Source organism: Sorangium sp. So ce281 (genome assembly GCF_051527395.1).
Classification (GTDB): domain Bacteria; phylum Myxococcota_A; class Polyangia; order Polyangiales; family Polyangiaceae; genus Sorangium; species Sorangium cellulosum_B.
Map to the genome: position 1 here is coordinate 11350426 of NZ_CP150322.1, position 23852 is coordinate 11374277.

Below are 23852 nucleotides of genomic sequence, written 5' to 3' on the forward strand. Positions count from 1 at the left end.
GGCTTCACGATGCGGCTCGCGACGGCGCGGCAGTGGACGACGCGGATCCTGGTGCTCCTCACCGGCGGGGTCGGCCTCGCCCTGGTGGGGCGGGCGGCGCTCGTCTACCGCGGGGCGGACCCGCTCGCGTACCGCCTCGTGCAGCTCATCGCGCTGGGGCTCGCGCTCGGCACGCTCGAGCTGTTCGTGCGCGCGGGGCGGGCTGCCCGGATCGAGCGCGAGCTCGGCGCGCTGCCGCGGCCGGCGACGCGGGCGGCGATCGAGCAGAGCGGCGCCCCGCTCCGATCGATGCTCGAGGCGCGGATCGCCGGCGCGGCGCTGCCCCCGGCGAGCGCCACGTTCGCGTCGTACCTCGTCGGCCTGCTCGTGATGATCGGGCTGCTCGGCACGTTCCTCGGCCTGTTCGAGACGCTGCAGGGGGCCCGCGAGGCGCTGACGCTGAGCGCCGACGTCGACGCGCTGCGGGCGAGCCTGGCCGCGCCCATGCAGGGCCTCTCGCGGGCGTTCGGCACGTCGGCGGCGGGCGTCGCGGCGTCGGGGGTGCTCGGGCTCGCCGGCGTGCTCCTGCGCCGCGCCGAGGCGCGGGCCGCGGCGGCGCTCCAGGCCTACGCGTCGGGCCCGCTCGCGGCGCTCACGGTGGCGGGGCGGCAGCTCGCGGCGCTGGAGGCGCTCGCGCGGCAGGGTGAGGCGCTCCCCGCCGCGGCGGCGTCGCTCCGCGAGGCCACGGGCCGGCTCGAGCGCCTCGAGGAGCGGCTGCTCGCGGTCCAGGTGGAGGGCGCGCGCCAGGCCGCCGCCTCGTTCGCCGCGGCCGCGGCCGAGGTCCGCGGGGACATCGCCGCGGGCCTCCGGCAGACCGCCGACGTCGCGGCGAGCGTGGTCAGGCCGATCCTGGCGGAGGCGGTGGAGCGCGCGGGCGCGGTCGCGGGCGGCGCGCTTCAGGCGGTCGAGCGGCGCCTCGACGAGGAGGCGCGCGCACGGCGGGAGGCGGACGTCGCGTCGGCGTCGAGGCTGGAGGGCCAGGCGGAGCGGCTGTCGTCGGTGGTGGGGGAGGCGATCGAGCGGCTGGAGCGAGCGCACGCGGCGCGCGCAGCGGAAGCGGCGGAGCGGCAGGCGGAGCTGGACGCGGAGCGTGCGGCGCACCTGACGGCGCTGGGCGAGGCGCTGTCGGGCGCGCTGTCGGAGGCGGCGCGGGCGGCGCAGGCGGCGCCGGAGGCGGCGTCGCGGCTGATCGGGGAGGCGTCGGAGCGGCTGTCGGCGCGCGCGGAGGCGGACGCGGCGCGGGATGTGAGGCTGGACGCGCTGCTGGAGAAGCTGTCGGAAGCGACGGCGGGGATGGCCGGGAGCGCGCGGGAGCAGGCGGAGCGGGTGGCCGCGCTGGCGGAGGCGGCGGAGCGTAGCGGCGCGGAGCGAGAGGCGCGCGCGGAGGCGCGCGTGGCGGCGCTGAGCGAGGCGGCGCGGGCGCAGCTGGCGGAGCAGGCGTCGCGGCTGCTGGCGTTCGAGGAGCGGCTCGACGGAGCGCGGCGGGAGGCGGCCGACGGGCTCGCCGAGCGGCTCAGCGCCCACGCCCGCGGCCTCGGCGAGAGCCTGGTGCAGCTGGAAGGGGGCGTGGCGTCGCGGCTGGAGCGGATGGAAGAGGGCGTGGCGTCGCGGCTGGAGCGGATGGAAGGGGGCGCGGCGAAGCGGCTCGCGCGGCTCGACCAGGAGGCCGCTGCGCACCGGCGCGAGCTCGAGACGGCATCGTCGTCGAGGCTGGAGGGCCAGGCGGAGCGGCTGTCGTCGGTGGTGGGGGAGGCGATCGAGCGGCTGGAGCGAGCGCACGCGGCGCGCGCAGCGGAAGCGGCGGAGCGGCAGGCGGAGCTGGACGCGGAGCGTGCGGCGCACCTGACGGCGCTGGGCGAGGCGCTGGGCGAGGCGCTGTCGGAGGCGGCGCGGGCGGCGCAGGCGGCGCCGGAGGCGGCGTCGCGGCTGATCGGGGAGGCGTCGGAGCGGCTGTCGGCGCGCGCGGAGACGGACGCGGCGCGGGATGTGAGGCTGGACGCGCTGCTGGAGAAGCTGTCGGAAGCGACGGCGGGGATGGCCGGGAGCGCGCGGGAGCAGGCGGAGCGGGTGGCCGCGCTGGCGGAGGCGGCGGAGCGTAGCGGCGCGGAGCGAGAGGCGCGCGCGGAGGCGCGCGTGGCGGCGCTGAGCGAGGCGGCGCGGGCGCAGCTGGCGGAGCAGGCGTCGCGGCTGCTGGCGTTCGAGGAGCGGCTCGACGGAGCGCGGCGGGAGGCGGCCGACGGGCTCGCCGAGCGGCTCAGCGCCCACGCCCGCGGCCTCGGCGAGAGCCTGGCGCAGCTGGAAGGGGGCGTGGCGTCGCGGCTGGAGCGGATGGAAGGGGGCGTGGCGTCGCGGCTGGAGCAGATGGAAGAGGGCGCAGCGAAGCGGCTCGCGCGGCTCGACCAGGAGGCCGCCGCGCGCCGGCGCGAGCTCGAGACGGCGTCGGCGTCGAGGCTGGAGGGCCAGGCGGAGCGGCTGTCGTCGGTGGTGGGGGAGGCGATCGAGCGGCTGGAGCGAGCGCACGCGGCGCGCGCAGCGGAAGCGGCGGAGCGGCAGGCGGAGCTGGACGCGGAGCGTGCGGCGCACCTGACGGCGCTGGGTGAGGCGCTGTCGGGCGCGCTGTCGGAGGCGGCGCGGGCGGCGCAGGCGGCGCCGGAGGCGGCGTCGCGGCTGATCGGGGAGGCGTCGGAGCGGCTGTCGGCGCGCGCGGAGGCGGACGCGGCGCGGGATGTGAGGCTGGACGCGCTGCTGGAGAAGCTGTCGGAGGCGACGGCGGGGATGGCCGGGAGCGCGCGGGAGCAGGCGGAGCGGGTGGCTGCGCTGGCGGAGGCGGCGGAGCGTAGCGGCGCGGAGCGAGAGGCGCGCGCGGAGGCGCGCGTGGCGGCGCTGAGCGAGGCGGCGCGGGCGCAGCTGACGGAGCAGGCGTCGCGGCTGCTGGCGTTCGAGGAGCGGCTCGACGGAGCGCGGCGGGAGGCGGCCGACGGGCTCGCCGAGCGGCTCAGCGCCCACGCCCGCGGCCTCGGCGAGAGCCTCGAGGCAACCGCAGCGGTGGTGCGGGAGGCCTCGGAGCTCGTGCGGGCCGGCGGCGCCGAGATGACGTCTGTGGCGGAAATGTTCACCGTGGCGGTTGACCGTTACCGCGACGCGAGCGATCGCTGGCTGAACAGCCTGGGGGCGATCGAGGACGCGATCGAGCGCCGGGAGCACGGCGAGGCGACGGACCTCCTCGGCGCTTACCTCGACCAGACCCGTGAGGTCTTCGATCACTCGCTGCAGTTCCAGCGCGAGCTCTTCTCCGAGCTGCGGGCGCTGAGGAGCAAGACGAGCTGATGCGCCGCGCCTCGCGTGCGTCTGGCCCTGGTCTCTCGCGCCTTGAGGCCGTGCGCTCGGCGGATCGCGGCGAGATCTCACCGCGTTTGCTGACGTCCGCCGCGAGAGCGATGCGATGTCCCTGACGCCGGCCGAAGACGAAGTCCCCGAGCAGGCGGCGGTCTGGCCGGTCTTCGGCGACCTCATGGCCTGTCTCTTCGGCCTCTTCGTGCTCTTTTTCGTCTGGGCGATCTCGTTTCAGGTCGATCTGGCCCGCGATCTCGCCGCCGAGCGCGCCACCCGCGCGACGGAGCGCGCGCGTCTGGAAACGCTCGAGCGCGCCCTGGCCGGACCGCTCGCCGAGGGAAGGATCACCCTGACGGAGGGGCGCATCGGGATCCGCGGCAGCATCCTGTTCGAGCTCAACTCGGCCGAGCTTCAGCCTGCGGGCATCGCGCTGCTCCGCGCGCTGGCCGACCCGCTCAAGGCGTACCTCGAGCATCATGACGAGCTCATCATGGTGAGCGGCTTCACGGACGACCGCCCGCTCACGAGCTCGTCCCGCGGTTATGCCGACAACTGGGAGCTGTCGGCGCAGCGAGCGCTCACGGTGACGCGGGCGCTCGCCGCGGCGGGTGTCCCCGACACGTCGCTGTTCGCGGCCGGCTTCGGAGAGCGGCACCCGGTGGCGCCCAACGACACGAGCGAGAACCGGGCGAAGAACCGCCGGGTGGAGATCTCGCCGATCCCGCGGCGGGGCGCGCCCTGATGACATCCACGTCGGATTTTTCTCCGACAATGCCCCCGTCGCCCCAACCCGGGTCGCCCCCGTCGCCCCAACCCGGGTCGCCCCCGGCCGACGCGCGCCTCGCCGCCCTGCGGGCGGCCGGCGCCCACCGCTTCGACCCCGCGGGCTACCGCCTCGTCGAGGCGCTCCTCGAGCGCGCTCGCGCCCTCGACGGCGGCGCCCGCGCGCGCCTCGCTGCCCGCGCCTCCGCGCGGCTCGCGGCGCTCGACGCCGCCTTCCACCGCGCCCGCGCCGACGCCGAGGCCCACCTCCGCGCCCTCGCCGACGCCGGCCTCCCTCACGACGGCGCCCTGGCCGCGGCGCTCGCGCTCGGCGATTTCCCCGCCGTCGTGAGGGCCGCGCGCCGCCGCCTGCGCGCGCTCGCCGCCGAGCGCAAGACGACCGCCGTCCCCTCGCTCGCGCGCCTCCGCGGCGAGGTGGCCGCGCGCGACGTGCGCCTCCCCGGGCCGCTCGCGCGCGATCTCGCGGAGCTCCCGTGCGACGGCGACGTCGTCGAGCGCCGGGTGAAGCGGCAAGCCCAGGCCCTCAGCAGCGCGCTGTCCACCGCGCTGTTCCACGAGTCGCTGGTGAGCGCCCGCGCCACGCTCGCCGTCGCGCGCGCGGCCGACAACGTGCCGGAGGACGCCGGCCCCTACAACGCCCAGGTGCTCGCCTCCCGGGCGCTCTGCGCCGCCGAGCGGCTCTCGGCGCACTACCTGCGCGCGCTCGTGGCCGGCCTCCAGGACCTCGGCGCCCTGGCCGCCGCGCTCGAGCCGCAGCCCGGGAAGCCAGCCAGGAAAAAAGCCGCCCCTCGGAACACGAGCGACGCCGCCCCTCGCCGGCGGCCGGCGCGGTCCGCCCGAAAAAAAGAATCCCTTTTTCGCGGATCGCGTTAGGTAAGTAGTCCCCATGCTCCGCTCGCCAGGCCGATCGCTCGCTTCCCTCGCGCTGTTCCTGCTCGTCAGCGCCTGCTCGTCCTCGCCCGACAAGGTGCAGAGCGGGCCGCTCACGCCGCCGCTCAAGCAGTGCGGCACCGAGGTGGTCAAGCGCGGCGACGGCTACAACGGCGCGGCGCGCGAGTGCATCTGGCAGGCGTACAGGAACCACGACCCGTCCGAGTTCACGACCACGCGGTACACCATCGAAGGCGATCCCGTCACCTACCGCCTCGAGGTCACGCTCACGGGCGTCGTGGTCGTCGTGGACAGCAAGGATCGCTACGCGCTCCGGGGCGTCTTCCGCCACGAGTGCCGCAACCTCGAGCGCATCATGCAGGAGGGCACCGACGACGGGCGGTTCGGCTTCGCGCTGAGCGCGTGCTCCGGCGGCGGCGCCGAGCGGTTCGCGGTCCCGTGACGAGGCCGCCGCGGACGGCCGCGGGCGGGCGCGCCCCGAGGCCTGATCTGGTGGACGCGACCGATCCTTGGCGCGTAGGCTCGCTAGGAGCAGTCGGAGCGGGCGGCAAGATGAGCAGACGAAGCACCCCGTGTCGCGCGATCGGTCCGAGGAAGGCGCCGGAAGGGTGTGGATGACGCGATGACGGAAGACGCGCGCCCGTCGTCCGGCAGTCCGGCAGAGCGTGCCTGCGAGCACGCTGGAGGGAAGCGCCGTGCAGCGTCACCTCGTTTTTGAAGCCGCCGGGATCAGCCATCCTGGCATGGTCCGAGACACGAACGAGGACAGCTTCGCGATCCTCGAGCCCCGGGGGCTGTTCCTCCTGGCCGACGGCATGGGAGGGCGCGCCGCCGGGGAGGTCGCCTCGCGCATGGCGATCGATACGGTGCGTGATTTCTTCGACGACCCGGACTCCACCTGGCCTGTCGCCGTCGGCGTGGGGCCGCCCACGACGCGGGGCTCGGAGGCGCGCTACGTCGATCAGGGGCTCCCCCTGCTCGTCGCGGGCATCCAGCTCGCGAACGGCCGCATCTTCTCCGCCGCGCGGCGCGACCGGGAGAAGCGCGGCATGGGCACCACGATCGCGGCCGTGCTCGCGCGCGACGGCTTCATCGCCGTCGCGCACGTGGGCGATAGCCGCGTCTACCGCCTCCGCGAGCATCGCCTCGAGCAGCTCACGCGCGATCACTCGCTGGTCAACGAGTGCATCCGGCTCGGCCACCTCCTCCCCGAGCAGGCCAGCTCGTTCCCGCTCCAGCACGTGATCACGCGCGCCCTCGGCACCGACGAGGCGGTCGACGTCGAGACGCGGATCGAGGCCATCGAGGGAGGGGATGTCCTCCTGCTCTGCTCAGATGGCCTGTCCGGCGTGGTGCCGGCGCAAGATATCGCAAGTATCCTGGCGACCCACACCGATCTGGCCGGCATCGCGTCCCGGCTCGTCAAGCGCGCCAACGAGAACGGTGGCCCCGATAACGTCACCTGCGTTGTCGTGCGCTGGCGCGCTTCGCCCGGCGGCCCGACCAGGCGCTGATCCGCGCGCCCGCCCTGCCGCTCCGGCGGTGTGCGGGCGAGAGCATTGCGCTCAGCCCGCCAGTTTTTCCATGGAACATCGCGTGCCTGGAGGTGCCAGAGAGCGCGCCACCGTGTTAATGGCGGTGGGGAATCCCAATGGGCGCGCGAACGAACGGATCAACACCCCCGCAATCCATCGAATCCCCGTCCCGGAGCGCGGCGCTGAGCAAGCCGGGGAAGGCGTCGGGCGCGCGGCGCGCCGGCCCGGCGGCGGCGGAGCTCGATCCTGCGGAGCACCACCGGCCGGCGCTCAAGCTCCTCGACGCGGCGCGCGAGCCGGATTTCATCGAGGTGCTCGGATCGCGGGAGCACAACCTCCGCATCGATCGGCTGGAGGTGCCGAAGCGGAAGCTCGTGGTGTTCACGGGGGTGAGCGGCTCGGGCAAGTCCAGCCTGGCGTTCGACACGCTCTACGCCGAGGGGCAGCGGCGTTACGTCGAGACGCTGAGCTCTTACGCGCGCCAGTTCCTGGGTCAGCTCGAGCGCCCGCAGGTCGAGCACCTGCGCGGCCTGTCGCCGACCATTGCCATCGAGCAGAAGAGCGCGTCGAGCAACCCGCGCTCCACGGTGGGCACGATCACGGAGGTCTACGATTACCTGCGCGTGCTCTATGCGCGCGCCGGCGAGCAGCATTGCCACCTCTGCGGCAAGCCGGTGAAGGCGCAGAGCTCGGAGCAGATCGTCGACGAGCTCCTCGGGATGCCGGAGGGGACGAAGTTCGTGCTGCTCGCGCCGCTCGTGACGCACCGGAAGGGGGAGTTCAAGGACCTGTTCGAGGAGCTCCGGGCCCGCGGCTTCGTGCGGGTCGAGATCGACGGGGCGCAGCACCGGCTCGACGAGCTGCCGAAGCTCGACAAGAAGCTCAAGCACACCATCGCGCTCGTGGTGGATCGGCTGGTCGTGCGGGCGGACGAGCGCCAGCGCATCACGGAGGGGGTCGAGGTCGCGCTCCAGGAGGGGCGCGGCGAGCTCCGGGTCGAGCTCCAGGCCGACGAGGGGGCGTCCGGGCGGCGGCGTCGCCCCGACGCCCCGCTGCTGTTCAGCGCCGCGCGCTCCTGCTGCGGCCAGAGCTTCCCCGAGCTCTCGCCGCAGAGCTTCTCCTTCAACAGCCCGCTCGGCATGTGCGGCGCCTGCAACGGCCTCGGCACCCGCCTCGAGATCGATCCGGCCCTCGTGATCCCGGATCCTGCGCTGTCGATCCGGGAGGGCGCCATCGCCCCCTGGGCGTCGGCCATGGCGCGCGGGGAGGGCTGGACGTTCCGCATCATCGACGCCGTGGCCAAGGCGTGCTCCGTCGACCTCGACGTGCCCTGGCGCAAGCTCGGGGCGAAGAAGCAGGAGATGGTGCTCCATGGCCTCTCCGGCAAGCGCATCGCGGTGACGTGGGGGAAGGAGGGGACCGAGACGCACGGCACCTGGGGCATGAAGTTCGAGGGCGTGATCCCCAGCCTGATGCGCCGGTTCCAGCAGTCGTCGTCCGAGTCGGCGCGGGACGCTTACCGCAAGTTCATGAGCGAGCGCCCGTGCGACGCCTGCGGCTCCCGGCGGATGCGCCCCGAGTCGCTCGCGGTGCGCGTCGCGGGCAAGGGGATCGCCGACGTCACCGCGATGACGGTGAGCGACGCCTACGAGCATTTCGCCCGGCTCGAGCTGCCGGGCAACCGGCAGAAGATCACGGAGGGGGTGCGGCGCGAGATCACGAGCCGGCTCAGCTTTCTCCTGAACGTGGGGCTCGACTACCTGACGCTCGACCGCTCGGGGCCGACGCTGAGCGGCGGCGAGGCGCAGCGCATCCGGCTGGCGAGCCAGCTCGGCAGCGAGCTCTCCGGGGTGATGTACGTGCTCGACGAGCCGAGCATCGGCCTGCACCAGCGGGACAACCAGCGCCTCATCGAGACGCTGCGGCGCCTCAGGGATCTGGGCAACACGGTGCTCGTGGTGGAGCACGACGAGGAGACGATCCGGGCCGCCGACTACGTCGTGGATTTCGGCCCAGGGGCCGGCCACCTCGGCGGCCGCGTGATGGCCGCGGGGACGCCCGAGGAGATCGCGCGTGACCCCGAGAGCGTGACCGGCGCGTACCTGGCGGGGCGCGCGCGCATCGAGGTGCCCGAGGCGCGGCGCGCGCCGCGCGGGTGGCTGGAGATCCTGGGCGCGGCCGAGCACAACCTGAGGGGCATCGACGTCCGCTTCCCGCTCGGGGTGCTGCTCGCGGTGACCGGGGTGAGCGGCGCCGGCAAGAGCTCGCTGGTGAACGGCATCCTCCTGCCGGCGCTGGGCCGGGCGCTTCACCACAGCACCGAGCCGGTCGGCGCGCACCGCGCGATCCAGGGGCTCGAGGCGCTCGACAAGGTCATCGCGATCGACCAGAAGCCGATCGGCCGCACGCCGCGCTCGAACCCGGGGACGTACACGAAGGCGTTCGACCAGATCCGCGAGATCTTCGCCGAGCTGCCGGAGTCGCGCGCGCGCGGCTACGGCCCGGGGCGGTTCAGCTTCAACGTGAAGGGCGGGCGCTGCGAGGCGTGCAGCGGCGACGGCATGGTGAAGGTGGAGATGCACTTCCTCGCCGACGTCTATGTCCCGTGCGAGGTGTGCGCCGGCAAGCGGTACAGCGCGCAGACGCTCGCGGTGCGGTTCAAGGGCAAGAGCATCGCGGATATCCTCGACACCAGCATCGAGGATTGCCTGCGTCTCTTCGAGCACCACGTCGCGCTGCGCCGCGTCCTCGAGACGCTGGTCGAGGTCGGCCTCGGGTACATGAAGATCGGCCAGAGCGCGCCGACGATGAGCGGCGGCGAGGCGCAGCGCGTGAAGCTGAGCCGGGAGCTCGGCAAGAGCCAGACGGGGCGAACGCTCTACGTCCTCGACGAGCCCACGACGGGCCTGCATTTCGAGGACATCCGCAAGCTGCTCGGCGTGCTCCACCGGCTGGTCGAAGCGGGGAACACGGTGGTGGTCATCGAGCACAGCCTCGACGTCATCAAGTGCGCGGACTGGGTGATCGATCTCGGCCCCGAGGGCGGCGCCGGCGGCGGCCGGGTCATCGCCGAGGGGACGCCGGAGCACGTCGCGAAGGTGAAGGGCTCGTACACAGGACAGTTCCTTCGCCCCCTTCTCCCCCCTAGGCGTTAACCAGGCCTCGCGCCGCGTTCTCCTACATTCGAACGTGGTCGTTCACGGTCCAACGTTGACGACCACGACCACGTTCACGTGGGTGAACGTCTGCGACGGCTCATCCCGACGCGCCTGAGACAGACGCATTTGTGATCTGTGCCGCTCGCTGGCCATCCATTTCAGAGAAGCGCGATATTCATTGGTGTCGCCCATAACTGATTTATTCGATCGGCTTGCGCCGCGCTGCAAAAGCGCGTAGCCGGGATCGATGGACACCAACGTGTCCAGGGGTGCGCGAGCACCCGACCAGCACCTTCAGCAAACAACATCATGAGTTCTCGTGCCAGCGGGGCCGTCGTACAGGCCCCTGCGCTCGAGATCCGTTGACGGGAGGGCCCATGCAGATCTCGAAGCATGCTCTATTTCTCGGCGTAGGACTTTGGGTGGGCGCCGCCTCGGCGGCGGCGTGCTCGGCCAGCGGCTCGTCGGCGGGCGCCCCTCGGCCTGAGACCACCTCCAGCGGCGGCGGCTCGGGCGGCGACGCCGTCGGGTCGATGAGCTCCGGCGGTTTCGGCGACGACATCGGCGCCGGCACCGGGGGCGGCGACGTCGGCCCCGAGCTGGTCGGCGACCCGAGGACGTGCGCGGAGGCCGCCGCGAGCAAGTCCTATATCGGCTGTGACTTCTGGCCCACGGTCACCGCGAACATCGTCTGGTCGATCTTCGACTACGCGGTCGTCGTCGCGAACGCCGGCGACGAGATCGCCGAGGTCGAGGTGACGCGCGCCGGCGCCGCGGTGGCGCGCGCCGAGGTCAAGCCCAACAGCCTGAGCAAGATCTACCTCCCCTGGGTGCGTGAGCTGAAGGGGCCCGACGCCACCCGTTGCACCGGGGGAGACTCGATCACGAGCTCCGTCCGCGTCGACGGAGGCGCTTACCACCTCGTCTCGACCAGGCCGGTCACGGTCTATCAATTCAACGCGCTCGAGTACAAGGGCGAGGGCGGCCCGTCCGGAAAGGACTGGTCCTCCTGCCCTGGCAACGAGGCGTGCGCGGCCAATGACGGGGAGCCCTTCGGCTGCTTCTCCTTCACCAACGACGCGTCGCTGCTCCTGCCGAGCACCGCGATGACAGGCAACTACCGCGTCACGGGCCAGCGCGGCTGGGCGGAGGCGGACTTCGGCGGCTACATCGTCATCAGCGGGATCCAGGACGGCACCAGCGTCACCGTGAACGTCGCCCAGGGAGGCACGGTGGTCGCGGGCGACGGCATCCCCCGGACGACCGGCGGCGGCAGCTTCACCGTCCAGCTCGACGCGGGGGATGTCGTCGAGGTCCTCGGGCACCCGAGGAGCGACCTCAGCGGCAGCCTCGTCACCGCGACCCGCCCTGTCCAGGTGCTGACGGGCATCCCGTGCGTGCAGGCGCCGGTCGGCCGCCAGGCCTGCGACCACATCGAGGAGTCCGTGTTCCCCGCCGAGACGCTGGGCAAGCGGTACTTCGTGACGGTCCCGACGTCGCCGGGCGGCCGCGTCATCGGCCACATCGTGCGCCTCTATGGCAACGTCGACGGCACGGCGCTGACGTACCCGTCCGGCAGGCCGGACGGCGCGCCGACCACCATCGACGCTGGCCAGGTCGTCGACCTCGACGTGGTGAGGCGGGATTTCGAGGTCGTGGGAGACCACGAGTTCGCGGTCAGCACGTTCATGCTGGGCGCCGAGATCGTCGACGCGGACACCGAGTCTCGCCAGAAGGGCGATCCGTCGCAGAGCCACCCCACCGCGGTCGAGCAATACCGCTCCAAGTACGTCTTCCTCGCGCCGAGCGACTACGATGAGAGCTACGTCGACATCATCCAGCCGCTCGACGCCACGATCACGCTCGACGACGGCCCCGTCGACGTCGCCCCGACCCCGATCGGCAACGGCTCCGGCTTCGGTGTCGCGCGTGTCCGGCTCGGCCCCGGCAACGGCGGCGCGCACGTGCTGACCGCCTCGGCGCCCGTCGGCATCCAGGTGCTCGGCTACGGCGCTTACACGAGCTACCAGTACCCCGGCGGGCTCAACCTCGTCGTCATCGCGCCCCCGCCGCCCCCGCCCCGCTGACCCCGCGCTGGTTGTCTTTCCCGGTCTCCTGAACTAGCACCCTCGCATGACGGACGAGCCGCGCACCTCGGCGCGTCGCGCCCGCCGCGCCGCGCTCTTCGTCGTCCTGGCCAGCCTCGCCTTCTCCGTGAGCGGCCCGCTCGCCCGCTATGCGCGCCCGGTCCACCCGCTCGCCATCGCCTTCGGCCGGGTCGCCCTCGCCGCGATCGCGCTCTCCCTGCTCGACCTGCGCGCGATCGCCCGCTCGGCTGCTCGCCTCTCGCCGCGCCAGGGCGCCGCCGTCCTCTGCGCCGGCCTCCTGCTCGCCGTCCACTTCGCGCTCTTCCTCTGGGGGCTCGACCGCACGTCCCTCGCCGCGGCCCTCTCGCTCGTCTCGCTCGAGCCGCTCGCCGTCGTGCTCTGCGCGTGGGCGTTCTTCGGCGTCCGCCCCACGCGCTCCGAGCAGGCGGGCGTGCTCCTCGCCACCGTCGGCGCGCTCGTCGTTGCGCGCTCGGCCGGCGCCGGCGATCACCGGCTCTCGGGCGACCTCCTGGTCGTCGGCGCCACCCTCCTCTACGGCCTCTACGTGTCCTTCGCCCGCGCGCTCCGGGACGCGCTGCCGGCGCGGAGCTACGCCGCCCTCGTCTACGGCAGCGCCGCCGTCTTCCTCGCCGTGGCGCTCCCGTTCGCGCCCGGCGCGCTCGAGGGCGTCGCCCCGCCGCCGGCCCACGCCGCCGTCGCCATCGTCGCGCTCGCGCTCGTCCCCACCGTCGTCGGCCACACCGCGGTCCAGATCGCGGCGCGCCGCATGTCCCCGTCCATCGTCGCGCTCGTGTCCCCCGGCGAGACGCTCGGCGGGATCGCCATCGGCGCCCTGTGGCTCCACGCCACCCCGACCGCCCTCGAGATCGCGGGCGCCGCGATCATCCTCGCCGGCGCCACCGTCGCGATCTTCGGGTCGAGCTCGTCCGCGGCGACGAGCGCAGGCTGACGCGCGCCCCCTCCGGCGCGCCGCGGCCCGCGGCTGGCGCCCGGTACCCGGCGCGGCGTGAACGCCTGACTGCGTGTGTCCGGGCAGCGGTCGCGCCGAGCGCTCACCGGCGCTGCTGCGACGGAGTTTGCCCGCGCGCGCCGCTCCGGTCGGACTCCGCGCCTCGAACACAGGGATTTCGCGGGAGAGCCGCCCGCGGGCGCTTGACGGTCGATGATTCGAAAGAACGCTTCGCCCATGTACGGTGGGCTGTTTCGAAACATCCTGTTTCCGCTCTACGAGACCCGTTTGAGGGGCAGGGAGACCCTGAAAGACCTGGAGCGGATAGAGCGCTCCCAGTGGCGATCGGAGAATGAGATTCGCGATCTCAGCTTCCGGCGGATGCTCGCCGCCCTCCAGTTCGCCGAGCAGCACGTCCCGTTCTACCGGGCGCGCTTCGCCGAGCACGGCGTGCGCGCCGCCTCGGTGAAGGCGCCGGAGGACCTCCTGCGGTTCCCCGTCCTCACGAGGGCCGACCTCCGCGCCCACGGGCAGGACCTCCTCGCCGAGGGCTTCGCCGGCCGGCTCTATGCGAGCGGCACGGGCGGGTCGACGGGGGAGCCGGTGCAGTTCCGCTTCGACCACCGCACCTACGAGCGCCGCATCGCGGCCGCCATGCGGTCCGACGGGTGGGCGGGCGCCCGGCTCGGCGACCGGGAGCTCCACCTGTGGAGCGCCGTGCTGGTCAGCGAGACGCTGGCGAAGAAGGCCAAGCGCTGCCTTCACGAGGCCATCCTCCGCAAGAAGATGATCTCCGCCTTCGACCTGTCCGAGCGGCGCCTCGCCGCGTTGCTCGACGAGATCGCGCGGTACCGGCCGCAGCTCCTCGTCGGGTACGCGAGCGCGCTGTACCACGCGGCGCGCTACGCCCTCGCGGACGGCCGCGCGCTCCCCGCGCCGCGCGGCATCGTCACCAGCGCCGAGCGGCTGTTCGCGCACCAGCGCGAGGCCATCGAGCGCGCGTTCGGCGCGCCGGTGTTCGATCGGTACGGCTGCCGCGAGCTCATGCTGATCGCCGCCGAGTGCGAGCGGCACGCCGGCAAGCACATCAACATGGAGAACGTGTTCGTCGAGCTGCTCCGCGACGGGCGCCACGCCCTCCCCGGCGAGCCCGGCGAGGTCGTCGTGACCGACCTCGTCTGCCGCTCGATGCCGCTCATCCGCTACAAGAACCAGGACGTCGCGATCGCCGCCGGCGCGCCGTGCGCGTGCGGCCGCGGGCTGCCGATGCTCGCCTCGGTCGAGGGCCGCGTCCTCGACCTGCTCGTCGGCCCCGACGGCGAGCTGCTCGCCGGCGAGTTCTTCCCGCACCTCATCAAGGACCAGCCGACGATCGCCCGCTACCAGGTCTACCAGGACCGGCGGCGCGCGCTCACGGTCAAGCTCGTGCCGGGCAAGGGCTTCGAGCCCGAGACCGCGAGGCTCATCGAGCGCGTCGTCCGGCAGCACCTCGGCGAGCGCGCGGAGGTCTGCGTCCAGATCGTCGACGACATCCCCCTCACGAGCGGCGGCAAGCACCGGGTCACCCTCTCCGAGGTCCCCGTCGAGCTGGGCCGGGGGCGCGCGGCGTGAGCGTCGCCGGGGTCGGGCGCGGGCCTGCCGCGCCGCTGCCGCGCGGCGCCCCCGGCGGCGCGGGGCCGCCGGGGGGCTCGCGCGGCGCCGGCGCCGGCGCCGGCGCCGGCCGCGCCGCGCGCCGCGCTCACGGTTACAGCGCGTTTTCTACAGATCTGCTGGAGCGCCTGGTGGCTGGCGCGCCGCGTCCTGCTCACCCGCCACGCGGCTCGGCGCGCGGCGTCCCCGAAGCGCTGGCGGAGCCGCGCGGTCCGGGGTATTGGGCAGAGCAGTACGATGTCCGACGTGCAGAGACCGCTCCCGCCGAAAAAGGACGTCGCGCTGGCCCTCCTCGAGCGAGAGCCGAGCGTGTTCATCCACCTCGATCCGCGCCGGCCCGGTGTCTCCGTCCCCAAGTGGTTCACGGGACAGCCGCAGCTGATCCTCCAGGTCGGCATGAACATGGCGATCGCCATCCCCGACCTCAAGGTGGACGACGACGGGATCAGCTGCACCCTGTCGTTCAACCGCGCGCCGTTCTGGTGCCGCTTGCCGTGGCACGCGATCTGGGCGCTCGTGAGCGAGGACCAGCGCGGCATGGTGTGGCCCGAGGACATCCCGGCCGATCTCGCCGCGCAGAAGCAGCAGCGCCCCGCCGTCGCCCCGCCGCAGAAGCCCGCCAAGAGGCCGCGCCCCCGGCTCGCCGCCGTCGCGCCCCCCAGCGGCGACGACGAGCGGAGCGACGAGGCGGCGGACGAGGCGCGGGCGCGCGACAGGGCGCGCCCCCAGCTCGAGTCCGTGGAGGCCGGCGAGCGCCTCGGCGCGGGCGAGGCCCCGGCGCGGGACGCCGGCGCGCCCGTGAGGCAGCTCGCGCCGGTGCCGGCGCCGGCCCTCGCGCCGGTGCGGTCCACCGAGGAGCGCGAAGACGACGAATCGGGTGGCTCCGGTGAGCCCGAGCCCAGGCCTCGCCAAGGGGCGGGCAAGCCGAAGCGGGAACTGCCCCCCTATTTGCGGGTCATCAAGTAACGCCACTGACGCTACTGCTTGACGGTGCGGCTCGGCCATTCCAACTCTGGCCGGCCATGCCTCGACCGTTGCAGCGCGTCCTCACTGCGCTCCTGCTCCTCGGCGTCGTCGTCGCCCTCGAGTTCGGCTTTGAGACCGTCTTGCCGGACGCTGCCTGGCGGCAGCTCGCCCTGTTCGCGATGGTCAACGTCATCGCGGCGCTGTCGCTCAACGTCATCAACGGCATGGCCGGCCAGTTCTCGATCGGCCACGCCGGCTTCGTCGGGATCGGCGCGTACACCGGGGCGGTCGTCGCCGGCAACCTGCACCAGCACCTCGGCGGCGGCGAGCCGCTCTTCGGCAACTCGTTCGTCGTGATGCCCGCGGCGCTGCTCGCGTCCGGGCTCGTCGCGGCCCTCTTCGGCCTCGTGGTCGGCCTGCCGAGCCTCCGGCTCCGCGGCGACTACCTCGCCATCGTGACCCTGGGGTTCGCCGAGATCTTCCGCCTGACGATCGCGACGGCGACGACCGGCGGCCCCGACCAGGGGACGATCGGCAAGCTCCTCGGGGCGCTCGGCGGCCCGATCGGCTACGCCGGCCCCGACGACACCGGCGTGCCGCAGTACGCCGGCCCGTTCTGGATCTTCGGCGCCGTCGTGCTCGCGACGATCCTCGCCTGGCGGCTGAAGTTCTCCGGCTGGGGCCGCGCGCTGCGCGCCCTCCGCGAGGACGAGATCGCCTCCGCCGCGGTGGGCGTCGATCCGACGCGCTACAAGGTCACGTCGTTCGTCATCTCCGCCGCCGGCGGCGGCATCGCCGGCGCCCTGCTCTCGTCGATGCGCGACGGCAACCCCACCGTCCAGCCGGACCAGTTCACGTTCAACTACTCGTTCGACGCCATCACGATGGTGATCCTCGGCGGCTCGGGCAGCGTCTCCGGGGCGATCCTCGGCGGCGTGTTCGTGACCTTCACGGTGAAGCTCATCGAGCAGCTGCAGGGCCTCGACAGCGTCCTCGCGCTGAAGGCGGCCTACCCCGCGCTCGATCTGAACGCCCTCAGGATGGTGCTCTACGCGGGCATCCTCATCGGCCTGATGGTCCTCCGCCCCGAGGGGCTGTTCGGCGAGCGCGAGCTCTTCGGCCGGCGCTGGTCGCGCAGGAAGCGCTTCCCGGTGGGCCCGGTCGAGCCCGTCCCCGCCACGACCGGCGTGGAGGCGGTCGTCGGGCACGAGGGCGCGCTGCCCAGCCCGGGCGCGCCGCCCGATGAGCCGCCGCCCGGCATCACCGTCGGCCGCGAGGGCAAGCCGGCCGGGAGGGAGCTCGAGTGAACCTCGATCTGAAGCACGTGACCAAGCGGTTCGGCGGCCTGCGGGCCGTCGGCGACGTCTCCTTCACCGTGCCCGAGCGCTCGATCTTCGGGCTCATCGGCCCGAACGGCGCGGGCAAGACGACGGTGTTCAACCTGATCACCGGCGTCTACAAGCACGACGAGGGCGCGATCCGCTTCGGCGGGACCGACCTCGCGCCGCTCCGGCCGAGCCAGATCGCGCGCCTCGGCATCGCCCGCACGTTCCAGAACATCCGCCTCTTCGGCCAGCTCACGGTGCTCGAGAACGTGCTCGTCGCCTGCGAGAACCTGCGGAGATCCACCCTCGCCGCCGCCCTCTTGCGCTCGCCGTTCTTCTACAAGGACGAGCAGGAGATGACCGAGCGCGCGCTCTCGCTGCTCTCGGTGTTCAAGCTGGAGGACATGGCCGACGAGATCTCGACGTCGCTCTCGTACGGCAACCAGCGCCGCCTCGAGATCGCCCGGGCGATGATGCTCAAGCCGAGGCTGCTCCTGCTCGACGAGCCGGCGGCGGGCATGAACTACGGCGAGGCCGAGGGGCTCAAGCAGCAGATCCGCTGGCTGCGCGACACCTTCGACATCACGGTCGTGCTGGTCGAGCACAACATGCAGGTCGTGATGGGGGTGTGCGAGGAGATCCACGTCCTCGATCACGGCGAGACCATCTCGCACGGCACCCCGGAGGTCGTGCGCAGGGACCCGAAGGTCCTCGCCGCGTACCTCGGCGAGGAGATCGACGACGAGGCGGCCGTCGCGGCGGCGGAGGAGCCCGCATGAAGACATCGCATCCGACGCGGCAGCCCCCCTCGGTGGCCCCCGGCGGCCCCCTGCTCGTCGTCGACGACCTCGCGGTCAGCTACGGCGGCATCAAGGCGCTCAAGGGCGTCAGCCTCGAGGTGCGGCGCGGCGAGATCGTGGCGATGATCGGCGCGAACGGCGCCGGCAAGACGACCACGCTGAAGACGATCGTCCGCCTCCTCCCGATCGCCTCCGGCCGCATCCGCTACGACGGCAAGGACCTCGCGTCCGTCTCGACGGAGGAGCTCGTCGCGGCCGGCGTCTCGCTCGTCCCGGAGGGGCGCGCGATCTTCTCGAACCTCAGCGTCCGCGAGAACCTCGAGCTCGGCGCGTGGTGCCACAAGCACGGCCCCACCATGGCGGAGACCGTCGACGACGTGGTGAAGCTCTTCCCCCGGCTGGGCGAGCGCATGCACCAGCACGGTGGCACGCTCTCCGGCGGCGAGCAGCAGATGCTCGCGATCGGCCGCGCCATGATGGCGCGCCCCGCCATGCTGCTCCTCGACGAGCCCTCGCTCGGCATCGCGCCGCGGCTCGTCGCGGACATCTTCGAGTCGATCGCCAAGATCGCGGCGTCAGGAACAACCGTACTCCTCGTAGAGCAGAATACCCGACTGGCGCTCAAGTACTCGACGCGCGCCTACGTGCTCCGTACTGGGCAGATCGCCATGAGCGGCGAGTCGAAGGACCTCGCGGCGAACGAAGAGATCCGCGCGGCCTACCTCGGCGGCTGATCCCGCCGTTCCCGCGCAGGTGCTCATCGGCGCGCCGCGATTCCCCGAGCGGGTCGCCGACGGGCCATCGCGGATCACGGCGGATCGCAGCGGATCACCGCGGATCACAAAAGAAACAGGCAGAGAGCGCTGGTGTTTCAAGCGCGTATCAACGCATCGCGTGATGCGCTGAGGCGCGATTGATATCGCTCTTTGCCGAATATGGAGTATGGTCACTGTGAGCCAGGTCAATGAGACCTGGTTTTCACAGCGGCGGCCAGAGCCGGCTGCTGACGGGGGATACCCATGGAGATTGAGAGCACGACCCGCGTCCTGGTGATCGACGACGACGCCAGCAACTCCCAGCCGCTCGTCCACTTCCTCTCATCCCGGGACTACACGGTGGAGACGTGCTGCGGGCTCGGCCATGCGCGTGACGTGCTTGCCCGCTGGCGTCCTCATGTGATGGTGCTCGTGCCCCGGGAGGAGGCGGAGCTCCACAGCGAGATGGAGGAGCTCCGCCGCATGTCGCCGCGCGTGCCCGTCGTGGTGCTCACGCCCGCGGGCGGCCCCGAGCTCATCCTGGACATGGAGGCGTTCGCGCCCACGGTGCCCGCGTGCCCGTCGCGCGGCCTCGCGTACATCGAGTCTGCGGTGGCCGACGCCTCGGCGATGGGCTGACCGCGGCCGGCCTCGGAGCGGGGCCCGCGCTCACCGCGGGCCGGGTCCCACCCGGGGCAGGCGCCTACCGCGTCGGCTCGCCTCAGGCGGACGGCTCGAGCCCGTCCGGCAACCCGTCGAAGAACTCCTCCACCACGGACGCGAGCCAGGCGCGCACCGGTCCGGTCGCGCACATGTTCCTCACGACGGGCCAGAGCGCGTCCGCGAGCGCGCCGACGTCGAGCGCGGGCGCGATCCCGAGCCGCCCCAGCGCCTCGCCGAGCGGCTCGCCCGCGTGCGCCGCCACGAACGCCGCGATCGCCTCGCTGGTCCGCGCCCGGACGGGCCGATCCCGGAGCAGCTGCGCGGCGATGTCGGCGCCGAGCTCCTCGGCGATCGCCGAGCTCTTCGCGTCGAGCTGACCGACGAGCGCGCAGATCTCCTGCTCCAGCACCCACGTGGCGACCTGCTTGCGCAGGCCGACGAACTCGGGCGTGTCGCCCTTGGCGACGAGGATGTCGTGCACCTGGCGCATCGCCGTGCGCGAGAAGCCCTGCAAGAACCGGCGGATCTCCGGCTCGAGCCGCCGCTCGAACTCGCCCCGCATCGCGCCCATCGTCTTGCCGACCCCGCCGAGGCCGAACGGGGCGACCCGCTTGAGGAGCGCGGGCAGGCCCCACTCGGCGAAGAACGGGTTCACCTTCTCGGAGAACTCCAGCAGCGTGTCGTAGAGGACGTCGCGCATCACCGCGTCGAGCGCCGCGCTCTCCAGCACCTCGCGCATGAGCCGCTCCGGCACGATCTTCGGCTGCTCGAGGATGCGGTCGAGCTTGTCGCGGGCGCCCTCCGGCAGGAGCTCCTTCGCGCGCCGCCGCTCGGCGCGCGCCGCCTCGACGAGCGCCGCGAGCGCCGCGGCGGCCGCGGGCCGGACCGCCCGCCGGAGCGGCTCCTCCGCCGCCAGCGCCTCGAGCGCGCGCCCGATCGCCCCCGCGTCCACGAGCTCGCCGAGCGGCGTCGCGAGCAGCGCAGCGAAGCCGGCAGGCAGCCGCTCCCGGAAGTCGCGCGCGGCCGCCTCCGAGACGAGCCGCGCCTCGAGGAACGCGATCTGACGAGCCTTCAGTTCATTAAGTAGCGCGCGATCCATCGGGAACCGATAGCCCTGAGCCCCCGCTGGTGCCAGGCGCAGATGACCCCGGGCCTCTGCCGACGCGGCGCGCGGCGCGCGGCCCCTGGCCTCCGCTCGGCCCCCGAAATCGCGCAGTACTGTGAATCTGCCCAGCGGGTGAGCCCCCTACTCTTTGAACGTGGTTTCGGAGGAGCCTTACCAAAAACACCTTACTTGGAGCTCCAGTGTCCAGGGACTCCCTGAGTCGGCGCGCCGCTCGCGCACGTGCGTTCGTGCGGCGGACCTGCGGGCAGCGCCGCGCGCCCGGGCGAAGCGGGATTGTCGGTGATTGTCATTTCCCGCAAGGCGCGACTCGGGCCGAAGTCAACTTTGCAGACCTCGCGACAGAGAGTTGCAACGAATTACAAGTGCCTGACAACTTCGGATCCGGCGGATGGTACGCGTTCGTTGTCTGCCGGCGCCTGCAGGGGTGGAGAAGGGCGCTCTCGCCCGTCCCCACGGCTGCACGGCAACCCGCCGGCGGTAGGTGCTCGCGATGCTCTCCCTGCTGCTCTGTGTCCTCTACTTCGGCGTGCTGCTCGGCCTCAGCGCCTACGGCCTGCACCGGCTGCACCTCGTGGTCCTCTGTCGCGTGAACCGCGCCAAGATCACCCGGGCGCAGGAGGTCGCGGCCCTGACCGATCGCGACCTCCCGCCGGTGACGATCCAGCTCCCGCTCTTCAACGAGTCGACGGTCGCGGCGCGGCTGCTCGATGCCGTCGCGAAGATGGACTACCCGCGCGACAAGCTGGAGATCCAGGTGCTCGACGACTCGACGGACGAGACGCAGGGCCTCGTCCGCGCGCATGTCGAGCGGCTGCGCGCGCAGGGCCTCGACGCGGTGTACCTGCACCGCGTGGACCGCGTCGGCTACAAGGCGGGGGCGCTCGACGCGGGGCTCAAGATCGCGAAGGGCGAGCTGATCGCGATCTTCGACGCCGACTTCATCCCGCAGCCGGACTTCGTGCGGTCCATCGTCGGCCACTTCGAGGACCCGACGGTCGGCATGGTGCAGACGCGGTGGGGCCACCTGAACCGCGACGTCTCGATCCTCACGCAGGTGCAGGCGCTCATGCTCGACGGCCACCACCTCGTCGAGAACCGCGCGCGCTTCGGCGCGGGCCTCCTGTTCAACTTCTCCGGCACCGGGGGGATGTGGCGCAAGGACGCCATCCGCGAGGCGGGCGGCTGGCAGCACGACACGCTGACCGAGGACCTCGACCTGTCGTACAGGGCGCAGCTCGCGGGCTACCGCTTCATCTACCGCGAGGATGTCGTCTCGCCGGCGGAGCTCCCCGAGGACATCTCGGCGCTGCGCGCGCAGCAGTACCGCTGGGCCAAGGGCACGGTGCAGACGGCGCGCAAGCTGATGGCGACCGTGCTGAGCGCCAAGCTCTCGCTCGGGCAGCGGATCGAGGCGTTCTTCCACCTCACGCCGCACTTCGCCTACCCGCTGCTGGTGATGCTGAGCGTCCTCTTGCTGCCGGCGCTCGTCCTGTTCCCCGCGGCCGACACGCTGACGATGATCGCCATCGATCTGCCGCTCTGCACGGCGACGACGGGGTCGCTCGCGGCGTTCTACATGCTGGCCGAGACGGCGCAGGGCCGCTCGCGCTGGGGCGCGGTCAGGCGCCTGCCGATGCTCATCGCGCTCGGGACGGGGCTCGCGCCGTACCTGTCGAAGGCCGTGATCGAGGGGCTCCGCAGCATGTCCGGCGAGTTCGTCCGGACGCCGAAGCAGGGCGACAACAAGGGCCGGTACAAGGTGCGCACGGACCTGCCGATCACCGAGGCGATCCTCGCGGTGCTGTCGTGCGGCGCGGTGGTCGCGTCCGTGGAGACGGGGCACTACTTCGCCACGCCGTTCGCGGTGCTCTTCGCCGTCGGCTACCTCTACGTGGCGTTCCTGGTCGTCCAGGAGCAGATCGCGCGCCGCCGCGATGTGGCCTCGAGCGCGCCGGTCGTCGGCTGGAGCGACGCGCGGCCGAGCGAGGCGGCCGTCGTCGGCGCCTGGTCCCGGCAGTCGACGAAGGAACGCCACCTCGGCGATCTTGCCGTCTGAGCGGATCGTCGCCGCCGAGCCCATCCTGCGCCCGCGTTCGCGCCGGTGAGCCCGCCGGGTTCCTGGCCGCCGGCTCGAGGGGGCGAGGTGTGGGGCGCTGCTCGTGGGACGCAGGTTCGCTCCGAGCGCTGCGCTGTTCGGGGGGGGCTCCACGAAGCGTGCCTGGTGCACGTCGGGCGAAGCCTGCGTAACCCCCTAGACCTCACCGACGCACGCTGGCATTCTGCCCTCCAGGCCGGTCGGGGGACCGCACGCGGCTTCCTGAACGGTCTTCAGGGGTTGCGGCGCGTCCCCCCTTCTGCAAGGGCGATGGGGGTGTCATGACGAAAGCCGAAATCGTTCAGGCGGTCTACTCCCGCCTTGGGGGGTTCTCGAAGAAGGAGTCTGCCGACCTGGTGGACCTCGTGTTCGAAACCATGAAGGAAACCCTGGGGCGCGGGGAGAAGATCAAGATCTCTGGATTCGGCAACTTCGTGCTGCGCGACAAGCGCCAGCGACAGGGCCGCAACCCCCAGACCGGCGACCCCATCCTGATCACGGAGCGCCGGGTCCTGAACTTCAAGGCGAGCCAGATCTTGAAGCAGGCCCTCAACCCGCGTGAGACGGCCTCGGCGGCCGAGGAGTAGACCGCTTGGCGGTGCGCGCGCAGCTTCCGGCGAAGCTGTACTACCGGATCGGCGAGGTGGCCGGCATCGTGGGGGTCGAGCCGCACGTGCTCCGGTACTGGGAGACCGAGTTCCGCTCCATCCGCCCGCAGAAGTCGGCGAAGGGGCAGCGGGTCTACAGCCGGCGCGACGTCGAGACGCTCCTCAAGGTCAAGGAGCTGCTCTACTCGCACCGCTTCACGATCGCGGGCGCGCGGCGCAAGCTGCGCGAGGGCGGCATCGAGCCGCCGCCGCCGGACGCGGGCGCGAGCCACGAGGAGGTGCAGCGGATGCGCACGGCCCTCGTCGAGATCCGGACCGAGCTGATCGCGCTGATGGATGAGCTCGAGCGCGTCTGAGCTCCACGGCGTGGCGCCGGGCCTCGGGCTGCGCCTTGCGTTGCCGGCCGGGGCGAGCGACGCGCCGGAGGAGGCGCTTCCCGCGATCGACGTCTCCGCGATCGCGGGCGCGAAGGTGACGCTCCTGCGGGGCGTCGAGGCGGACGGGCTCTCGCTGCGCGCGGTGTGCGTGACGGCCCCGTCGCGGCAGTGGGTGACCGGCCTGGAGGAGCTCGTGCTCGATCGGGCCTCGGGGCTCGTGCGGGGGGGCCTCGGGGTGGCGATCGAGCGGTGGGAAGCAGGGCCGATCCGCGCGCAGTCGCAGCGGTTCGAGCAGGCGTTCGAGGGAGCCGGGAGGGCAGGCGCGCGCGCGGTGGTGATCCGCGGGCAGCACGTGCTCGGCTTCGCCGGGAGCGAGCACGACGCGGCGCTCTGCAGCCTGGCCTGCGTGGAGCCCGCGCAGGGGACGGGCGCCCGGTGCGGCGCGCTGCTCGGCGCGACCGCGTTCGAGGGCGTGTTCGTGGCGCCACCTGAGCCGGGACTGCTCGTGCGGACGATCTTCCTCGCCGCGGAGCAGCCCCTCGCCATGACCGCGGCGCTCGGAGTGCTCGCGGCGGCGGGGTTGACCGTCCTGCTGGCGCGGCGGCCGCGGCCGCGGCCCTAGGAGGAGGAAGAGGGGCTCGTGGAGAGCTGCCCGGCCCTCGGAGAGGGCCTTTCGCGTGGATGCGAGATG

20 protein-coding genes are annotated in these 23852 nt (G+C 72.8%); 18 read left to right on the forward strand and 2 right to left on the reverse strand.

All coding sequences use genetic code 11. The annotated features are described in order from the left end of the window. The first annotated feature begins 9 nt into the window (after positions 1 to 9). The 6 genes from WMF27_RS43545 to uvrA all read left to right on the forward strand — a co-directional run bounded on the left by WMF27_RS43545 (position 10) and on the right by uvrA (position 9736). Positions 10 to 3366 (forward strand): hypothetical protein, encoded by a 3357-nt coding sequence (locus WMF27_RS43545; protein WP_437762974.1) that lies wholly within the window; start codon positions 10 to 12, stop codon positions 3364 to 3366. 115 nt (positions 3367 to 3481) lie between these two features. Continuing rightward, complete coding sequence (locus WMF27_RS43550) at positions 3482 to 4114, forward strand: OmpA family protein (protein WP_437762973.1); 633 nt, start codon at positions 3482 to 3484, stop codon at positions 4112 to 4114. A 29-nt stretch (positions 4115 to 4143) separates the two neighbouring features. Beyond that, positions 4144 to 5028 carry a DUF2894 domain-containing protein gene (locus tag WMF27_RS43555; protein ID WP_437943563.1) on the forward strand — a complete coding sequence of 295 codons (885 nt, stop codon included), beginning with the start codon at positions 4144 to 4146 and terminating at the stop codon, positions 5026 to 5028. A 13-nt stretch (positions 5029 to 5041) separates the two neighbouring features. Then, positions 5042 to 5488 (forward strand): hypothetical protein, encoded by a 447-nt coding sequence (locus WMF27_RS43560; protein WP_437762971.1) that lies wholly within the window; start codon positions 5042 to 5044, stop codon positions 5486 to 5488. Between the two features lie 301 nt (positions 5489 to 5789). After that, the gene (locus tag WMF27_RS43565) at positions 5790 to 6560 is read left to right on the forward strand and encodes a PP2C family protein-serine/threonine phosphatase (protein WP_437762970.1); all 771 of its coding nucleotides are present in this window, start codon (positions 5790 to 5792) and stop codon (positions 6558 to 6560) included. A gap of 137 nt (positions 6561 to 6697) precedes the next feature. Next, positions 6698 to 9736 (forward strand): excinuclease ABC subunit UvrA, encoded by a 3039-nt coding sequence (gene uvrA, locus WMF27_RS43570; protein ID WP_437762969.1) that lies wholly within the window; start codon positions 6698 to 6700, stop codon positions 9734 to 9736. Positions 9737 to 9778: 42 nt separating this feature from the next. On the opposite strand, the gene WMF27_RS43575 is transcribed toward uvrA, so the two are convergent. Then, a complete protein-coding gene (locus WMF27_RS43575) occupies positions 9779 to 9994 on the reverse strand; it encodes a hypothetical protein (protein WP_437762968.1) in 216 nt (71 codons plus the stop codon). A gap of 122 nt (positions 9995 to 10116) precedes the next feature. Between WMF27_RS43575 and WMF27_RS43580 the strand changes: the two genes are divergently transcribed. The 8 genes from WMF27_RS43580 to WMF27_RS43615 all read left to right on the forward strand — a co-directional run bounded on the left by WMF27_RS43580 (position 10117) and on the right by WMF27_RS43615 (position 18931). Beyond that, on the forward strand, positions 10117 to 11826 hold the full coding sequence (locus WMF27_RS43580; RefSeq protein WP_437762967.1) for an IgGFc-binding protein: 1710 nt from the start codon (positions 10117 to 10119) through the stop codon (positions 11824 to 11826). A gap of 46 nt (positions 11827 to 11872) precedes the next feature. Beyond that, positions 11873 to 12796: a DMT family transporter gene (locus WMF27_RS43585; protein WP_437762966.1), complete on the forward strand. Its 924-nt coding sequence runs from the start codon at positions 11873 to 11875 to the stop codon at positions 12794 to 12796. Between the two features lie 381 nt (positions 12797 to 13177). Further along, positions 13178 to 14407 (forward strand): phenylacetate--CoA ligase family protein, encoded by a 1230-nt coding sequence (locus tag WMF27_RS43590; RefSeq protein ID WP_437943564.1) that lies wholly within the window; start codon positions 13178 to 13180, stop codon positions 14405 to 14407. 276 nt (positions 14408 to 14683) lie between these two features. Beyond that, positions 14684 to 15412: a ClpXP protease specificity-enhancing factor SspB gene (locus WMF27_RS43595; protein WP_437762964.1), complete on the forward strand. Its 729-nt coding sequence runs from the start codon at positions 14684 to 14686 to the stop codon at positions 15410 to 15412. Between the two features lie 56 nt (positions 15413 to 15468). Further along, positions 15469 to 16719, forward strand: a complete 1251-nt coding sequence (locus tag WMF27_RS43600) for a branched-chain amino acid ABC transporter permease (protein ID WP_437762963.1) — start codon at positions 15469 to 15471, stop codon at positions 16717 to 16719. Continuing rightward, a complete protein-coding gene (locus WMF27_RS43605; protein ID WP_437762962.1) occupies positions 16716 to 17516 on the forward strand; it encodes an ABC transporter ATP-binding protein in 801 nt (266 codons plus the stop codon). Before WMF27_RS43600 ends, WMF27_RS43605 begins: the two co-directional genes overlap by 4 nt. Further along, on the forward strand, positions 17513 to 18271 hold the full coding sequence (locus WMF27_RS43610; RefSeq protein WP_437762961.1) for an ABC transporter ATP-binding protein: 759 nt from the start codon (positions 17513 to 17515) through the stop codon (positions 18269 to 18271). The genes WMF27_RS43605 and WMF27_RS43610 overlap by 4 nt, the downstream gene beginning before the upstream one ends. A 285-nt stretch (positions 18272 to 18556) precedes the next feature. Then, entirely contained in the window at positions 18557 to 18931 is a 375-nt protein-coding gene (locus WMF27_RS43615; protein WP_437762960.1) for a response regulator, read from the forward strand. A gap of 82 nt (positions 18932 to 19013) precedes the next feature. Here the strand turns inward: WMF27_RS43615 and WMF27_RS43620 are convergent, their stop codons facing one another. Beyond that, entirely contained in the window at positions 19014 to 20054 is a 1041-nt protein-coding gene (locus tag WMF27_RS43620; RefSeq protein WP_437762959.1) for a hypothetical protein, read from the reverse strand. 517 nt (positions 20055 to 20571) lie between these two features. Here WMF27_RS43620 and WMF27_RS43625 point away from each other — a divergent pair. The 4 genes from WMF27_RS43625 (at position 20572) to WMF27_RS43640 (ending at position 23783) form a co-directional block, all read left to right on the forward strand. Next, positions 20572 to 22137, forward strand: coding sequence for a glycosyltransferase family 2 protein (locus WMF27_RS43625; protein ID WP_437762958.1), 1566 nt, complete (start codon positions 20572 to 20574; stop codon positions 22135 to 22137). A 320-nt stretch (positions 22138 to 22457) separates the two neighbouring features. Beyond that, complete coding sequence (locus WMF27_RS43630; protein ID WP_012241218.1) at positions 22458 to 22763, forward strand: integration host factor subunit alpha; 306 nt, start codon at positions 22458 to 22460, stop codon at positions 22761 to 22763. Between the two features lie 11 nt (positions 22764 to 22774). After that, the gene (locus tag WMF27_RS43635) at positions 22775 to 23140 is read left to right on the forward strand and encodes a MerR family transcriptional regulator (RefSeq protein ID WP_437769935.1); all 366 of its coding nucleotides are present in this window, start codon (positions 22775 to 22777) and stop codon (positions 23138 to 23140) included. Then, positions 23121 to 23783 (forward strand): hypothetical protein, encoded by a 663-nt coding sequence (locus WMF27_RS43640; RefSeq protein WP_437762957.1) that lies wholly within the window; start codon positions 23121 to 23123, stop codon positions 23781 to 23783. Before WMF27_RS43635 ends, WMF27_RS43640 begins: the two co-directional genes overlap by 20 nt. The last annotated feature ends 69 nt before the right edge of the window (positions 23784 to 23852 follow it).

Bases quoted from the DNA above. Each gene is read 5' to 3' on its own strand.
- WMF27_RS43615 (WP_437762960.1), top strand. From the start codon at position 18,557: ATGGAGATTGAGAGCACGACCCGCGTCCTGGTGATCGACGACGACGCC.
- WMF27_RS43620 (WP_437762959.1), bottom strand. From the start codon at position 20,054: ATGGATCGCGCGCTACTTAATGAACTGAAGGCTCGTCAGATCGCGTTC.
- WMF27_RS43580 (WP_437762967.1), top strand. From the start codon at position 10,117: ATGCAGATCTCGAAGCATGCTCTATTTCTCGGCGTAGGACTTTGGGTG.
- uvrA (WP_437762969.1), top strand. From the start codon at position 6,698: ATGGGCGCGCGAACGAACGGATCAACACCCCCGCAATCCATCGAATCC.
- WMF27_RS43560 (WP_437762971.1), top strand. From the start codon at position 5,042: ATGCTCCGCTCGCCAGGCCGATCGCTCGCTTCCCTCGCGCTGTTCCTG.
- WMF27_RS43555 (WP_437943563.1), top strand. From the start codon at position 4,144: ATGCCCCCGTCGCCCCAACCCGGGTCGCCCCCGTCGCCCCAACCCGGG.
- WMF27_RS43565 (WP_437762970.1), top strand. From the start codon at position 5,790: ATGGTCCGAGACACGAACGAGGACAGCTTCGCGATCCTCGAGCCCCGG.
- WMF27_RS43545 (WP_437762974.1), top strand. From the start codon at position 10: ATGCGGCTCGCGACGGCGCGGCAGTGGACGACGCGGATCCTGGTGCTC.
- WMF27_RS43630 (WP_012241218.1), top strand. From the start codon at position 22,458: ATGACGAAAGCCGAAATCGTTCAGGCGGTCTACTCCCGCCTTGGGGGG.
- WMF27_RS43640 (WP_437762957.1), top strand. From the start codon at position 23,121: ATGAGCTCGAGCGCGTCTGAGCTCCACGGCGTGGCGCCGGGCCTCGGG.
- WMF27_RS43625 (WP_437762958.1), top strand. From the start codon at position 20,572: ATGCTCTCCCTGCTGCTCTGTGTCCTCTACTTCGGCGTGCTGCTCGGC.
- WMF27_RS43610 (WP_437762961.1), top strand. From the start codon at position 17,513: ATGAAGACATCGCATCCGACGCGGCAGCCCCCCTCGGTGGCCCCCGGC.
- WMF27_RS43600 (WP_437762963.1), top strand. From the start codon at position 15,469: ATGCCTCGACCGTTGCAGCGCGTCCTCACTGCGCTCCTGCTCCTCGGC.
- WMF27_RS43595 (WP_437762964.1), top strand. From the start codon at position 14,684: ATGTCCGACGTGCAGAGACCGCTCCCGCCGAAAAAGGACGTCGCGCTG.
- WMF27_RS43585 (WP_437762966.1), top strand. From the start codon at position 11,873: ATGACGGACGAGCCGCGCACCTCGGCGCGTCGCGCCCGCCGCGCCGCG.
- WMF27_RS43590 (WP_437943564.1), top strand. From the start codon at position 13,178: ATGCTCGCCGCCCTCCAGTTCGCCGAGCAGCACGTCCCGTTCTACCGG.
- WMF27_RS43550 (WP_437762973.1), top strand. From the start codon at position 3,482: ATGTCCCTGACGCCGGCCGAAGACGAAGTCCCCGAGCAGGCGGCGGTC.